Below are 14,417 nucleotides of genomic sequence, written 5' to 3'. Positions count from 1 at the left end.
GCGATGACAGCAAGAGCAGGCCGAGCGGCCTCGGAGGCGGCGGCGGTTACGCGAAAGACGTAAACGGGATCGCAAGGGCGCGAGGCGCGCTCGGCGCAAGGCGGGTCATCAAGACACCTCTTCCATGACAGGGCACAGGGAGCGAACGGTTCGCCCGGCGGATCAAGCGAACCGTGCGGCACGAGGCCGCGTCCACCGATTTTTCGCGCCGGATCTCCGGGTTCTCGCGCCGGATCCCCCGAGGTCCGGTCATTGAGGACGGCACCTGTCCGCATGCCCCGCTAACGTGCTGAACATGACGGCAGCGAAGAAGGCCCAAGGCCCGGTCCTCACGACGCGTGCGCTCAACCGCGCCACCCTGGAACGGCAGTTGCTGCTGCGGCGGCACACCATGAAGCCCGCCGGCGCGGTCGCGCATCTGCTCGGACTGCAGGCGCAGAACGTCAAGCCGCCGTACTACGCGCTGGCCGCCCGCCTCGACGGGTTCGACCCCGAGGAGTTCTCGGGCCTGATGGCCTCGCGCGAACTCGTCCGGATCGTCACCATGCGCTCCACGATCCACACGCACACCGCGGACGACGCGCTGGCCCTGCGCCGGTTGGTCCAGCCGGCGCGGACCCGCGAGCTGAACCTGTTCCGCAAGGGTCTGGCCGGTGTCGACCTCGATCAACTGGCCGTACAGGCGAAGGAGTTGGTGGAGGAGCAGCCCCGTACGCTCAAGCAGCTGCGCGAAGTGCTCCTGGAGACCTGGCCGGACGCCGACCCGCAGGCGCTGGGCCTCGCGGCCCGCTGTCTGCTGCCGCTGGTGCAGATCACCCCGCGCGGCCTGTGGCGGCAGAGCGGCGGGGTCTTCCTGACGACCCTGACGCACTGGCTCGGCAGGGACGACGAGCCGGAAGCGTCCCCGGACGACACGGTCCTGCGCTACCTCGGTGCCTTCGGACCGGCCTCGGTGAAGGACTTCCAGACCTGGAGCGGTCTGACGCGGATGCGCGAGGTCTTCGAGCGCCTGCGGCCCGGGCTGTCGGCCTTCCGTGACGAGAACGGCGTCGAGCTCTTCGACCTCCCGGACGCCCCGCGCCCCGACGCGGACACCCCCGCACCGGCCAGGCTGCTGCCGGAGTTCGACAACCTGCTGCTCTCGCACGCGGACCGCAGCCGCGTCGTACGGCCCGAGCACAAGGGCCGCACCTGGGCGGGCAACTTCGCGTACTCGGTCTTCCTGATCGACGGCTTCCTGGCCGGGACCTGGGCCATGACCGAGGAGAAGGACAGGGTGACGGTCACGTTCGAGCCCTTCGACAAGCTCACCAAGTCCCAGAAGGCGGAACTGGAGGCGGAGGCCGCCCAGTTGCTCGAAGGCCCGATGGGCCTCGGGCTGCCCTACGACATCGGATACGGGCAGGTCGTACGCACGCAGTGACACGGTGGCCGCCTGCCGGTGGCCGCCTTTGTGAGTGGACACCCGTCTCGGGGCACGGAAAGCTCCTCGCGATGACTCAGCGAACCGATGTACCCGCCACGTGGGACGAGCGCACCCAGCTCGTCACCTTCCTCGACTACGCCCGCGCCACCGCGGTGGCCAAATGCACGGGGGTGAGCGCCGAGGACGCCCGCAAGGCCCCGTTGCCGGGGTCGCCGCTGATGACGCTGAGCGGGCTGATCAGCCATCTGCGGTGGGTCGAGTACCACTGGTTCCAGGTGGTGTTCCTGGGGGAGGAGCTCACGGGGCCGCTCGCCGACGCGACCGACGAGGATCCGGACCCGGAGATGCGGACGGCGGTCGGCATTCCGTTGCCCGACCTGATCGCCGCATACGAGGAGCAGAGCGCGCGGTACCGGCGGCTGGTCGCCGAACGCGACCTGGACGCTAGGTCTGTGCGTTCCGGCAGCGACGGCCGTCACTTCGATCTGCGGTGGGTGCTCCTGCACCTCATCGAGGAGACGTCCCGGCACAACGGGCACCTCGATGTCGTCCGCGAGCTCGTCGACGGGCAGACGGGAGCCTGAGCGTGGGCGGGCGGACCGGTGCCCGAGTGCCGTGCGAACCGGCCCTACTCCGCCCGCCCCGTGGCCGCCACCGTCACGCCCAGGCCGATCATCGCGAAGCCGCCCGCGCCGCCGATCATGGACAGGCGGCGGTCGGAGCGGGCGAACCAGGTGCGGGCGGCGGAGGCGGTGAGGCCCCAGGCCGTGTCCGTGACGAGGCCGATGCAGATCGGTACGAGGCCGAGGATCAGCATCTGACCCGGAAGGCCGCCCGCGGAATGGTCCACGAACTGCGGAAGTACGGCGGCGAAGAAGACGATCCCCTTGGGGTTGGTCACGCCGACGATCACGCCGTCGAGCACGGTCCGCAGATCCCCGCGGCGCGCCCCGCTCTCGGCCGAGGCCCGGATCGCGGAGGCCTTCATGTCCTTGCGGTGCCGGTACGCCTGCACCCCCAGGTACATCAGATACGCGGCGCCCGCGAGCTTCACCGTCAGGAACACCGTGACCGAGCGCTCCACGAGCGTGCCGACGCCCAACGCGACCGCGACCACGAGCAGATACGAGCCGACGACATTGCCCAGCACCGTGGCGAGCGCCGTGCGGCGGCCGTGCGCGAGCGCCCGTCCGATCACGAACAGCACGCTCGGCCCCGGAATCACGATCACGAGCAGCGACATCGCGGCGAACGCGAGCAGCCGGTCCATGGACACCATGTCCCTCACCCCCGACGCGATGCTAGGCGACGGGCGTACGCGAATGTCAGGGCCTTACGGCAGGGTCTCGCGGAGCGGACACCGGAAGAAGCGTGTGGAGCGGACACCGGAAGAAGCGTGTGGAGCGGACACCGGAAGAAGCGTGTGGAGCGGACGTCACAAGGGGCATGCCGGGCGGACGCGCCGAAGGGCTTACGGCAGGAGCCCCGCCCGCCGTGCCGCCACCACCGCTTCCCAGCGCGAATGCGCCCCCAGCTTGCGCATCGCCGAGCGCAGATAGCCCTTGACGGTCTCCGCCCCGAGCCCGAGGTGTTCGGCCGCCACCGCATTGGTCGCACCGAGCGCCACACAGGCGAGGACGTCCAGTTCGCGCGGGGCGAGGCGCACTTGGGGCGCCGGGCGCACGGCGGGTTCGGCCGCGGCCGCCAGCGTGCCGTAGACCTCGGCAAGTTCGGACCGCAGCTGCGGGTCCGAAATCCTCGGCGCGAGCGCACGCAGCGCGCTGTGCGCCTCCCGTACCCGCTCCCAGGCATCGGCCCCGGCCGCGGGTTCGCGCGCCGCCATCAGGAGGTCATGGGCCTCGTCCCGTACGACCAGGGCCTGTTCCACGTCCCGGGCCGCCGCGACCGCCGCCGTCAGGATCCGCTCGCCGAGCGGCTGCGCCGAGCGCATCGCCCCGTACAGGACTCCGCGCACCTGGCGCCGGACGATCACCGGCACCGCGAGCACCGAGCGCAGCCCCTCGGCGGCGACCAGCGCGTCGTACTCGTGGCTGATGTGCCGCGCCTCCGTGTAGTCGACCACCGCACAGGGCCGGCCCAGGGCGACGGCCTTGCCGCCGAGCCCCGAACCGGAGGGGACCGCCACACCCCGCAGGGCGTTGGAGCAGGTGCCGCTCAGCGCGTCGATGCGCAGCCTCCCGCGCCGGCCCGGGGCTGCGGGAGGTCCCCCCGGCCGGTCGAGGACGAGACCGCCGAGCGCCACCGGAAGCCCGGTGTCCCTGCGCAGCCGCACGAGGGCCGACTGCATCTCGTACGCCTCGGCTCTCTGTCCCTCGTACCCCGTCACCGGCTGCCTGCCTTTCGTGCTCGTTCCGTGGAGGCGCCGGATTCGCCCCTGCTGTGGCTGGTGATACATCCCTGCTGGGGGCTGGTGGGACCCGGACCTCTGAGCACAGGATGCTACGTAGAGATTTGCCGACATTCGGCATGTCCCGCCGAAGTCGTGGCAAACACCGAACGCACCGCACCCGCCCAACGCACCGGACCACAACCGCCCAACGCACCGGACCACAGGAGACGAACCATGCGGATGCCGATGACCGTCGCGGACTTCCTTCACCGGGCGGAGGCGGGCTTCGCCGGCAGTCCCGGGGTGATCGACGAGCCGGACCAGCCCGCGCCCGCCGTACCGGAGTCGACCTACGGCCGCCTCGGGGAGCGAGTGCGTGCCTGGCAGGCGGGCTTCGACGCGCTGGGGATCGGGGAGGGCGAGCGGATCGCCGTCGTCAGCCACAACTCCGCACGCCTGCTGGAGCTGTTGTTCGCGGTGCCGATGAGCGGACGGATCTGCGTACCGGTCAACTTCCGTCTGAAGCCGGAGGAGACCGAGTACATCGTGCAGCAGAGCGGTGCGTCCGCGGTCCTCGTCGACCCCGAACTCGACGAGGCGCTCGCGTCCGTGAAGGCACGGCACCGCTTCGTGCTCGGCGAGGAGACCGAGAGCGAGCTGATGCGCTTCGGCACCGAGCCCCGGCCCTGGTCCCGTCCGGACGAGGACGCGACCGCCACGATCAACTACACCTCGGGAACCACCGCGCGCCCCAAGGGCGTTCAGCTCACCCACCGCAACATCTGGGTGAACGGCCTCACCTTCGGACTGCACACCCGCGCCTGGGAGCGGGACGTGTACCTGCACACGCTGCCGATGTTCCACTGCAACGGCTGGGGCATGCCCTTCGTGATGGCGGGGCTCGGCGCCAAGCAGGTCGTCCTGCGCAAGGTCGACGGCGCCGAGATCCTGCGCCGGGTCGAGCAGCACGGCGTGACCCTCATGTGCGGCGCGCCCGCCGTGTGGAACGCGGTCCTCGGCGCCGCGGCCGACTGGCAGGGCGAGATCCCCGGCCGCGACAAGGTGCGGATCGTCTGCGCGGGAGCGCCGCCGCCGAGCCGTACGATCCAGCGCGTCGAGGAGGAGCTGGGCTGGGAGTTCACCCAGATCTACGGCCTCACCGAGACCTCCCCGGTGCTCACCTTCAACCGCACCCGGCCCGAGGACGACGACCTGCCCGCGGAAGAGCGCGCCCGCAAGCTCTCGCGCGCCGGTCTTCCCGCATTGGGTGTACGTCTCCAAGTCGCCGACGCCGGCGAGGTGTTGGCGCAGTCGAACGTGGTCCTCGACGGCTACTGGGAGAAGCCCGAGGAGACCGCGGCGGCCCTCGAAGGCGGCTGGTTCCACACCGGGGACGGCGGCGTGATCGACGAGGCCGACGGCCATCTGACCATCTCCGACCGCAAGAAGGACGTGATCATCACCGGCGGCGAGAACGTCTCGTCCATCGAGGTCGAGGACACCCTCTTCGGTCACCCGGCGGTCGCCGAGGTCGCGGTGATCGGCGTACCGCACGAGAAGTGGGGCGAGACCATCAAGGCCCTCGTGGTCCTCGAAGAGGGCGCGCAGGCCACGGAAGCGGAGCTGATCGCCCACTGCAAGGAGCGCATCGCGGGCTACAAGGCGCCCACCTCGGTGGAGATCCGGGAGTCGATCCCGCGGACGGCCACGGGAAAGATCCAGAAGTTCAAGCTGCGGGAGCCGTACTGGGAAGGGCGGTCGCGGCAGATCAACTGAGCGTATCGCGGCGGTCGGTGAGCGGGTGCGGGGTGCTCCACGCCGTCGTGCTTCGCCCGCCCCACGGGGCACCCCTGAGCGGATGGGCGCCCTTCTCGCACTGGTCTCCGCCGCCTGCTACGGCCTCGTCGACTTCGCCGGCGGGGTCCTGTCGCGGCGTATCCCGTTCACGGCGGTCACGCCGCTCGGACAGCTCGGCGGTCCGGTGTTCGCCGTGGCGGCCGCATCGTGGGTGCCCGCGCCGGCGGTGACGCGCGGCGATCTCGCCCGCACAACCCTGGGCCCGCCTCGCAGCTACAGAGCTGCCCCGCGTCCGCAGCCGCGGTCTCGCTCCTACAGGAGCTGCCCCGCGGCCGCAGCCGCTCCCACGAGCCCCGCGTCCGTGCCCAGGGCGGCCGTGGTGATCTCCAGATGGCTGACGAAGGACAGGGCGGCATACGACTTCAGGTGCTGCCGTAGCGGGCCGAAGAGCAGATCGCCCGCCGCGGCCACCCCGCCGCCGATGACGCAGATGTCGATCTCGACCAGGGTCGCGGTGCCCGCGATCGCGGCCGCGAGCGCCCGGCCCGCACGGTCGAAGGCCGCGAGCGCGGCCGGATCGCCGGCCCGTGCGGCCTCGGCCGCGGCGGCCGCGTCGGCCAGACCGGCGTGCCGGGCGATCGACGTACCGGACGCGATGATCTCGACACAGCCGCGGCTGCCGCAGGGGCAGGGCTCACCGTCGAGTTCGACGCTGATGTGGCCGATGTGCCCGGCGTTGCCGGTCGGCCCGGGGTGCAGCCGGCCGTCGAGGACCAGACCGCCTCCGACGCCGGTGGAGACCACCATGCACAGGGCGTTGCGGTGCCCGCGGGCCGCGCCCAGCCAGTGCTCGGCGGCGGTCATCGCGACCCCGTCGCCGACCAGGACGGTGGGCACGGGCGCGCCGTGCCTGGCGAGTAGCGCCCGAGTGCGCTCCAGGACCGGATAGTCGCGCCAGGCCCCGATGTTGACCGGACTCACCGTGCCGCGCGAGGCGTCGATCGGGCCCGCGCTGCCGATACCGCAGCGCCGCACACCGGCCCACTCGGACGCCGCGGCAAGCTCGGCGACGACCGCTTCGAGCGCGGCCATCACGCCGTCGCCGTCGGTGCCGCGCGGGGTGGGACGCCGCGCGCTGACGAGCAGCGTGCCGTCCTCCCGTACGAGCGCCCCCGCGATCTTCGTCCCGCCGATGTCCACGGCGAGCGTGATCCCTGCGCGTGCGCTGTCGGACGCGACGGGCGGACGAAGGTCGACGGTGGTCATGGGTGGTGCTCCTGTCTGGCGTTCAGCCCCTGCGGCGTTTGAGCAGATCCGAGCGAAGCTCGGATGCGGGGGTCCGGGGGCGAAGCCCCCGGTTTCGGGAAGGGGCGGGGCGGGGAGAGAAGCCCGCCGCAGGCGCCCCCCGCACCTGAAAGCGAACCGTACCCACCCACCCCTCACCGCCGAGCGGGCGGCCCCGTACTCTCCCGAGGCTCCAGATGAGGGAGCTCGGCCTGAAGGCTGCGCACGGGCCCGCCGTCGAGCCGAGCCAACAGCTCCTCCGCGGCCAGCCGCCCGAACCCCGACGTGTCCCGCACCAACGCCGTGAGCCGCGGGTGCGTCACGCGGCACAGGGCCGAATCGTCCCAGGCCACGATGGACAGTTCGCCCGGCACCTTGATCCCGCGCTCCGCCGCGACCGCGGCCCCGGCGACCGCCATCACGTCGTTGTCGTACACGATCGCCGTCGGCGGCGCGTCCGAGTCGAGCACCCGGCGCGTGGCCTCAGCGCCCTCCGCGTCGGAGTAGTCGGTCGTCACGGACCGGATCGCCGTGAGCCCGAGCCGGCCCGCCTCCGTACGAAGGGACGTGATCCGGCGCTCGGTGTGCGCGAGCCCGGGCAGGCCCGCCACATGCACCACGTGCCGGTGGCCGAGTCCGTGCAGATGGGCGAGGACGGAGGCCATCGCGGCCGTGTCGTCCGCCCACACCGTCGACACCTGGCGGCCGCCCTCGGCGGGCGCGCCGATGACCACCGAGGGCAGGCCGAGCGACTCGAGGAGTTCGGGCCGCGGGTCGTCGCTGCGCGGGTCGACCACCAGGACACCGTCCACGCGCTTCTCGGCCCACCAGCGCTTGTACACCGCGCACTCGGCCTCGATGTCCTCGACGACCTGGAAGAGCAGCGCGACCTTCCGCGCGGCGAGCACCTCCTGGACGCCGGAGACCAGCTGCAGGAAGAACGACTCCACACCGAGGGTGTGCGCGGGCCGCGCGAGCACCAGGCCCACACAGCCCGAACGCTCACCGGACAGCGCCCGCGCGGCGCTGTTGGGCTGCCAGCCGAGGTCCTCGGCGACCCGGTGGATACGGTCCCGGGTGCCCTGCGACACCCCGGGCCGTCCGTTCAGGGCGAAGGAGACGGCGCTCTCCGACACCCCGGCCCTGCGCGCGATGTCCTTGATGGTGGGCCTGCGCGCGGGGGTCGTCCGGGCGGCGCCGTCGCTCTGCGGTGTCATGGTGCGTTCCCCTTGTGCGGTGCTGTGGTGTGCCGGGCGCCGTCCTGCCGGTGGGGGCGCTCGCCCACGTGGACGGCGACGGCGGGTCCGTAGGCGATACGCCCTTGGCAAACGGCCTTGATCAGCACCCAGTACACACCGGGCGGAGTGTCCACGGGAATGGACAGCTCGAACACGAGGTCGGTCGTTTGGCGCGCATCGAGACGCAGAGGTGTGCGTGGCTCGTTGGCGAATCCCCAACTACCGTACGGGGACACGACGAGCGCCTCGCCGTACAGGTCGCTGTGGAGTCCGTTGTGGATCCGCACGGCCAGCTCGCCCCGGCCGCCGGGTGCCAGATCCACCCGGTTGGCCCCGGTTTCGATGCCGATGCCCGGTGGTGGCCCGACTGCCCCCGGCACGGTCACGGTGAGACAGTCCTCGACCTGCCCGGCGGGTGTCGTCGCCACCACCCGTACGAGATGGTCCCCGCTCGGCGCGTCCGCCGCGGGCCGCACGGTGAGCGGCAGCCGGACATGGCCGCCCGGCGCGAGCCGTACGGTGTCCCGGGTCCAGGAGACGGACCAGCCCGCGGGCGGCAGCACCTCGACCAGCTGATCGCCCTCCGCGCGAGAGGTGTTGGCGGTCAGCGCGACCTCCGTGCGCAGCTCGGATCCGGGCCGCGCGGTCAGGGCGCACGGCGTGATCCGCACCGAGTACGGGGCGTCGCCCAGCGGGGCCGTACCGGTGTTGTGCAGCCAGTAGCGGCTGAACACGGGCTGTACGGCTTCCTGTTGACGCCTCGTCCCGGGCAGGGGCTCCGGGGTGAGCCGGAAGGTGGCGTAGGCGCCGCCCTCCAGGTCGAACAAGTCGTCCCGGGCCGGGGGCGGCTCGCCTCCCGAGGGTTCTTCGAGCAGACCGGTCCGCTCGGTGCAGGGGGCGATCAACTCCCGGTAGAGGCTGGGCCGTACCGCCTTGCCGTGTGTCTCGCGCAGCCGGATGGCGAAGGCCTCGCCGTCCGTCGACTTCTTCACGGTCTCGACGACGACGCGCTCGGACGGCTCGACCGCGAGGTTGCACATGGCGCCGGGGGCGGGCCCGTCGTGCAGGGCGCCGGCGACGGCGGTAAGGGGCTGGTTGAACTCCCGTCCCCTGCGCAGGAGATCGGCCTGCCGCCAGTCGCCCTCCGAGGAGACGAGCGCGTGCTCGAAGACATGGGTCCAGTGCTGCAGCTGGAAGGACGAGCCATCGGGGGCGGTACGGCGCGGCGGGTCCATCCACTCGGCGCTCGGCCGTCCGGTGCAGGCGCGCATCAGGGTGCTGTGCAGCCGGCCGTCCGTGTCCACGGCGAAGCTCGGGGTGCCGCGGACGAGCACGCCGACCGTACGGTCCTGGAAGTCCTCGTCGGTGCCGAGGTCGAGCGGGCGCGCGGCGGCCAACTCTCCCTCCCGTACGAGGTGTTCGGTGAGCCGTGGCAGCAGCGAGGGGTCCGTCACGACGGCCACGGGCAGGTCCCGCACTCCGGTCAGATCACAGCCCGGCCGCCATACCGCCCGCAGCGTCTCCCGTGCGGGGATCCAGACCAGCGGTGTCCGGGCCGACCGCACGGCGTCCGTGAACTCCGGTGCGGCCGCGGCGAGTACGGCCGCGGTGAACGAGTTGGCCTCCGGGCCGCCGATCGCGATACGGAAGTCGGGCAGGCTGCTGTCCACGGCGAGGTCGCCCCAGCGGGGGCCCTGCGCGCGGGTCGGGGTGGTGGTGACTCCGTGCCGGACGAGGGCGATGACGAGGTCGCGGAGGGGATCGGCGGGGGCGGCGTCGGTGTCCAGCGGGTCGGCGGGGGCGGCGTCGGCGTCCAGCGGGTCGGCGGATGCCGTGCCGGCGCCGAGCGGCTGTGCGTCTGCGGCCGCACTCAGCGGCTCAACGTCCCCAGTCGCACTCAACGGCTCGACGCCCCCGGTCGCGTCCAGCGGCTCAGCGTCCTCGGTCGCGTCCAGCGGCTCAGCGTCCTCGGTCGCGTCCAGCGGCTGCCCGTAACCCGGCAGCCCGGCATCCGGCAGCACGATCTCGCCCGCACCGAGCGGGCGCACCCCGGCGGGCCGGCCGTCGGGTCCGGTGAGGGTCATCCGCAGGGTCGAGGACAGGGCGAACCAGTTCAGGCAGGGGCTGTCCAGAGTCCAGGGCGCCCGCGTGTGGTCCACCCCCGTGTCCGTCTCGGGGAACGCGAACCCGCGCCCCACCGCCGCCGCGGCCGTCTCCGCCACCGGCAGCGCGCCCGGCACGTCGGCCGGGATCCGCAGCCGCAGGAGCTGGTCGCTGCCGTCGAACTCGTCGACGTGCGTGGTGAGTTCGATGCGGTCGAGGCCGTCCCAGAGTGTGGTCGTCCGGGTCCAGCGCACCGGACCCGTGCGGCCCTTCGCGATGATCCGCGCCCCCAGCGGACCGCGTTCCACGCGGACGGACCCGGCGGGCGCCTCGCCCGATCCGGTCCCCGGGCCCTTGGGCAGCAGATGCCAGGGACCCTCCTCGAAAAAGGGGTGCGCCGCGTACTCGTCCTGCACGACCAGCTCGTCCACCTCGCCGGGCGTCAGGAGCTCGCGGCCGGTGCGCAGATCGCGGACGCTGCTCAGCCCGCCGCCGCGCGCGGGGTCCGCCTCGACGGCGAACGCCTCGTTGGCGATCCGGCAGCGCTGCGACGAGGGCTCAGCATCCTGCTCTCCGGTCGCCGCCTCGCCCGTCTCGCGTGTCGTCGCCTCGCCTGTCTCGCCCGACCTGCCGGTGGCCGTCTCGCCCGCCCCGCCGGTCGCCGCCTTGCCCGACCTGCCGGTGGCCGCCTCGCCCCACCCGCCGGACACCGCCTCATCCGTCCCGACCAGCCACCACGTCCGATGCCCGAGCGAGGGCACCTCACGCGCGAGGAACGCGACGTGCGCCACCCCGTCGTGCACATGCTCCACCAGCACGGGAGCGGGTTCCCCGCCCGCGTCCCCACGCACCCCGATCTGCGCCGCGTCCGCGACACCCAGCGCGTCCAGGTCGACCTGCGTGCGCACCACGTCGGTCCGGGTCCACGACACGGGGTTGAACACCGTCACCGGCACCACACCCTCGGCGTCCGACCGCCAGGGCGCCCGCGTGTCCACCGCCGCCGCCATCGTGGACAGCGCGGACTCCCGTACGGATTCGGCGAGTTCATACGCCTCGCGCCAGGTCGGCAGCAGATCCAGATACACCTGATCCGAGAACGTGCCGGTCACCGCGTCGTGGTGCGCCGCGTGCAGCAGATGCCGCCACGCCTTGTCCAGAGCGTCCGCCGGGTACTCCATCAGCAGCAGGCCGTGCACCAGCGACGCCCAGGTCTCCGCCTCCTGCACCAGATACTCGGCGGCCCGGTGCGCCTGCTTCACATCGGCGTACGTGACGTCCTTGCCCGTGTAGACCGGCCCCATCTCCCTGGTCACCGGCAGTGGACGCTCACCGCGCTCCTCCAACTCTGCCCGTACGGCGGCGAAGTGCTCGCGCGGTCCGGAGTGCTCCATGCGCGGCCAGGTGTAGCGGCGGTTCCAGGCGTGCTGGACGTCCAGGCCCCAGGGGTGCGGCCAGGAGAAGTCGGTGCCCATGGGGATCAGGACGTTGCGGGTGGCCGCTGCGGTCCTCAACAGCTCGTACAGGTCGAGGAGTTGCTCGGCCGCGGCCTCGGCCGACCCGGCCTTGTGCGAGAACCAGCCCGCCGAATAGTGCGCCGGCAGATAGTGCAGGAGCAGCCCGCGGCCGCTCGGCCCGATCCAGTCGTACTCGGCGGGCAGCTGCATCGCGCTCGGCGGCCGCAGCGCCGCGCCCCAGGTGTCCATCATCGGACCCCACTGGTGGTGCGGCCCGCGCGCGAACACCGCCGAGTCCAGACCCGCGTCCGCCATCAGCGACGGGAACGACGGATCGTGCCCGAACACGTCCAGCTGCCAGGCCGTCCGTGGATCGCCGCCGAGGGCGTCGCGGTGGAAGCCGAGGCCGTGGACGGCGCTGCGGACGGTGGTCTCGGCCGTGGTGAGGTTCGTGGACGGCTCGTTGTACGTGCCCCCGACGATCTCGAGACGGCCTTCGCGGATCAACTGCCGTATCTCTTCGCGGTGTTCGGGATGCGTGTCCCAGAACGGCTTGAGGTAGTCGAGCTCCGAGAGCACGAAGCGGTACGCGGGGTCGTCCGCCGCCTGCTGCAGATGCAGCGGTACGAGCGTGAAGGCCGGCACCCCCGTGTACTCCCAGCCCTTCTCCGGCTCGCCCTCGCGCAGCGGGCTGTCCCATAGGGCGGTGTAGGCGGCCTGGGTGTTCCACCACATCGGGTCGTAGTGGAAGTGCGGGACGAGACGGATGGTCCAGCCCGGTTCGGCGACGGTGAGGTCGAAGGCGTACGAGGCGAGCAGGCGGCCGTTCGCGGCGTGCACCCGGGCCGTGGCGGGCAGTCGCTCGCCCGGTGCGGCCTCGGTGCGGACGGGGACCTCGACCACGGATTCGAGCGACTGCCGCGCGGCGCCGCCGAGTTCGGCCTTCGCGTCCACGCCCGCGTACGCCTCGGCCGTGTCGGCGCGCAGGAGGCGCGGGCGCGGGGTGCTCACGCGCGGTCCGGTCACGGAAACCCGCAGCGGGCCCGCCGGGCGCGTACGGCGGATGCGTACGCGTACGACCTGGAGCGGTGCGCTCTCGTGGCCGGTGAAAAGACCGGGTGCGGTGACACCGCTGACGTGGACGGAGAAATCCTGGTCCGGCACGGGGACTTCCTTACCTAAACCGCATTAGTGATCACACCCTGAACGGTGCAACGGGCCTGTGTCAAGCGGTCCTTCGTGCTGGCCGGAGGGCAGTCCGGTCCGGGGTGTTGACATGAGCTAAAGCGCATTAGTAGCCTCGGCGCCGCGCCAGGATGGACTAACGTCCCGAGAACTCGGGCCCTTTGGGGATAAGGGATCTGTTGACTTCACCTGGGTCCCGTGGCGAGTATTTCGGCGCAGTCGCTTTTCTTTCGTTTTCGGTATTCGGTCCGAGCAAAGGAGCCCCGGCCATGCGGATATCCCGTCGCGCCGCCACAGCCACCGCCTTCGCGGTCACCTCAGCCCTGGTCATGACGGCCTGCGGAGGTACCGGATCCGGCGGCGACGGGAACAGCGAGTCCTTCGGGAAAGTCGAAGGCACGGTCAAGTTCCAGACCTGGAATCTCAAGACGAACTTCAAGGACTACTTCGAGGGCGTCATCGACGGCTTCGAGAAGAAGTACCCGGACGTCGAGGTCGAATGGATCGACCAGCCCGCCGAGGGCTACGCGGACAAGCTGAGCGCGGACGCCACCGCCGGCACGCTGCCCGATGTCGTGAACGTGGCCCCGGACCTCGCGACCCCGCTCGCCAAGGCCGGACTCGCGCTCAACCTCGACGAGGACCCGGCGGCCGCCAAGTTCAAGGACGAGTACCTCGAAGGCGCCTGGAAGGGCCACGAGATGCCGGGCAAGAAGGGCACGTACGCCTTCCCCTGGTACCTCAACACCGGCCCGATGTTCTACAACAAGGCCCTGTTCAAGGACGCGGGACTGGACCCCGAGAAGCCACCGACCTCGTACGACCAGCTGTTCGCCGACTCGCTCAAGATGGCCCGGAACAGCAAGGGCAAGATCGCCATGCTGTCCAACGCCCCGGCCATCGAGGACTTCGGCCGCTACGGCGTCGAGCTGATGAACGCGGACAAGACCAAGTTCACCTTCAACGACGCCAAGGGCGTCGAGCTCGTCGAGAAGTACAAGGAGCTCTTCGACAAGGGCGCCCTGGACGAGCAGGCCCTGACCGCCGTCGCCGAGTCCTCGGGCCGCAAGTTCCAGCAGGGGCAGATCGCCATGAACCCGGGCGGCGCGCACGACCTGGAGACGTACAAGAAGGAGGCCCCGAGCCTCTACGAGAACATCGGCATCACGCCCGCGGTGAACAACACCGGCAAGGACAACATGTACGTCCAGGGCCTGATGGTGAACGCCCAGTCCAAGGTCAAGCCCGCCGCGATCGAGTTCGCGCACTGGGTCACCAACGCCGCCAACCAGGAGGAGTTCGGCCGCCAGGTCGCCATCTTCCCGTCCACCAAGGGCAGCCTGGACAGCGACTTCTACACCAAGGACGACGGCACCGACGAGGGCCGGGTCCGGGTGGCCGCGGCCCAGGCCCTGAAGACCGCGGTCAACTACACCCCGGTGGTCTTCACCGAGCAGATGAAGACGGTCCTCAAGAACGAGGTCGCCAAGGCCATGCAGGGCAAGAAGTCCGCGAAGCAGGCCATGGACGACGCGGTCGCCGAGTGCGACAAGCTCCTGCAGCAGGCCGGCTGATCC

Annotated in this window: 9 protein-coding genes; 4 read left to right on the top strand and 5 right to left on the bottom strand. The window is 71.5% G+C overall.

Going from position 1 to position 14,417, the window contains the following annotated elements:
• Positions 1-295: 295 nt before the first annotated feature.
• Together H9Y04_RS10200 and H9Y04_RS10195 are read left to right on the top strand one after the other, a co-directional pair.
• Positions 296-1,423, top strand: coding sequence for a winged helix DNA-binding domain-containing protein (locus H9Y04_RS10200; protein WP_187813406.1), 1,128 nt, complete (start codon positions 296-298; stop codon positions 1,421-1,423).
• A gap of 71 nt (positions 1,424-1,494) precedes the next feature.
• Positions 1,495-2,010: a DinB family protein gene (locus tag H9Y04_RS10195; RefSeq protein WP_187813405.1), complete on the top strand. Its 516-nt coding sequence runs from the start codon at positions 1,495-1,497 to the stop codon at positions 2,008-2,010.
• A 44-nt stretch (positions 2,011-2,054) separates the two neighbouring features.
• On the opposite strand, the gene H9Y04_RS10190 is transcribed toward H9Y04_RS10195, so the two are convergent.
• Positions 2,055-2,705: a LysE family translocator gene (locus H9Y04_RS10190; protein WP_187813404.1), complete on the bottom strand. Its 651-nt coding sequence runs from the start codon at positions 2,703-2,705 to the stop codon at positions 2,055-2,057.
• A 192-nt stretch (positions 2,706-2,897) separates the two neighbouring features.
• Positions 2,898-3,734, bottom strand: coding sequence for a LuxR C-terminal-related transcriptional regulator (locus H9Y04_RS10185; protein WP_236070742.1), 837 nt, complete (start codon positions 3,732-3,734; stop codon positions 2,898-2,900).
• A gap of 276 nt (positions 3,735-4,010) precedes the next feature.
• Between H9Y04_RS10185 and H9Y04_RS10180 the strand changes: the two genes are divergently transcribed.
• Complete coding sequence (locus tag H9Y04_RS10180) at positions 4,011-5,552, top strand: AMP-binding protein (protein ID WP_187813402.1); 1,542 nt, start codon at positions 4,011-4,013, stop codon at positions 5,550-5,552.
• 333 nt (positions 5,553-5,885) lie between these two features.
• On the opposite strand, the gene H9Y04_RS10175 is transcribed toward H9Y04_RS10180, so the two are convergent.
• From H9Y04_RS10175 to H9Y04_RS10165, 3 genes are all read right to left on the bottom strand, one after another.
• Complete coding sequence (locus tag H9Y04_RS10175) at positions 5,886-6,839, bottom strand: ROK family protein (RefSeq protein WP_187813401.1); 954 nt, start codon at positions 6,837-6,839, stop codon at positions 5,886-5,888.
• Between the two features lie 173 nt (positions 6,840-7,012).
• Positions 7,013-8,074 (bottom strand): LacI family DNA-binding transcriptional regulator, encoded by a 1,062-nt coding sequence (locus H9Y04_RS10170; RefSeq protein ID WP_187813400.1) that lies wholly within the window; start codon positions 8,072-8,074, stop codon positions 7,013-7,015.
• Positions 8,071-12,819, bottom strand: a complete 4,749-nt coding sequence (locus tag H9Y04_RS10165) for a glycoside hydrolase family 38 N-terminal domain-containing protein (protein WP_187813399.1) — start codon at positions 12,817-12,819, stop codon at positions 8,071-8,073. The genes H9Y04_RS10170 and H9Y04_RS10165 overlap by 4 nt, the downstream gene beginning before the upstream one ends.
• Before the next feature lie 290 nt (positions 12,820-13,109).
• Here H9Y04_RS10165 and H9Y04_RS10160 point away from each other — a divergent pair, with 290 nt between their 5' ends.
• On the top strand, positions 13,110-14,414 hold the full coding sequence (locus H9Y04_RS10160; protein WP_187813398.1) for an ABC transporter substrate-binding protein: 1,305 nt from the start codon (positions 13,110-13,112) through the stop codon (positions 14,412-14,414).
• Positions 14,415-14,417: the final 3 nt, after the last annotated feature.

The sequence above is a fragment of the Streptomyces polyasparticus genome, assembly GCF_014493765.1.
Classification (GTDB): domain Bacteria; phylum Actinomycetota; class Actinomycetes; order Streptomycetales; family Streptomycetaceae; genus Streptomyces; species Streptomyces polyasparticus.
The sequence above is the reverse complement of the archived record's forward strand: the minus strand, read 5'-3'. Positions and strand labels throughout refer to the sequence as shown.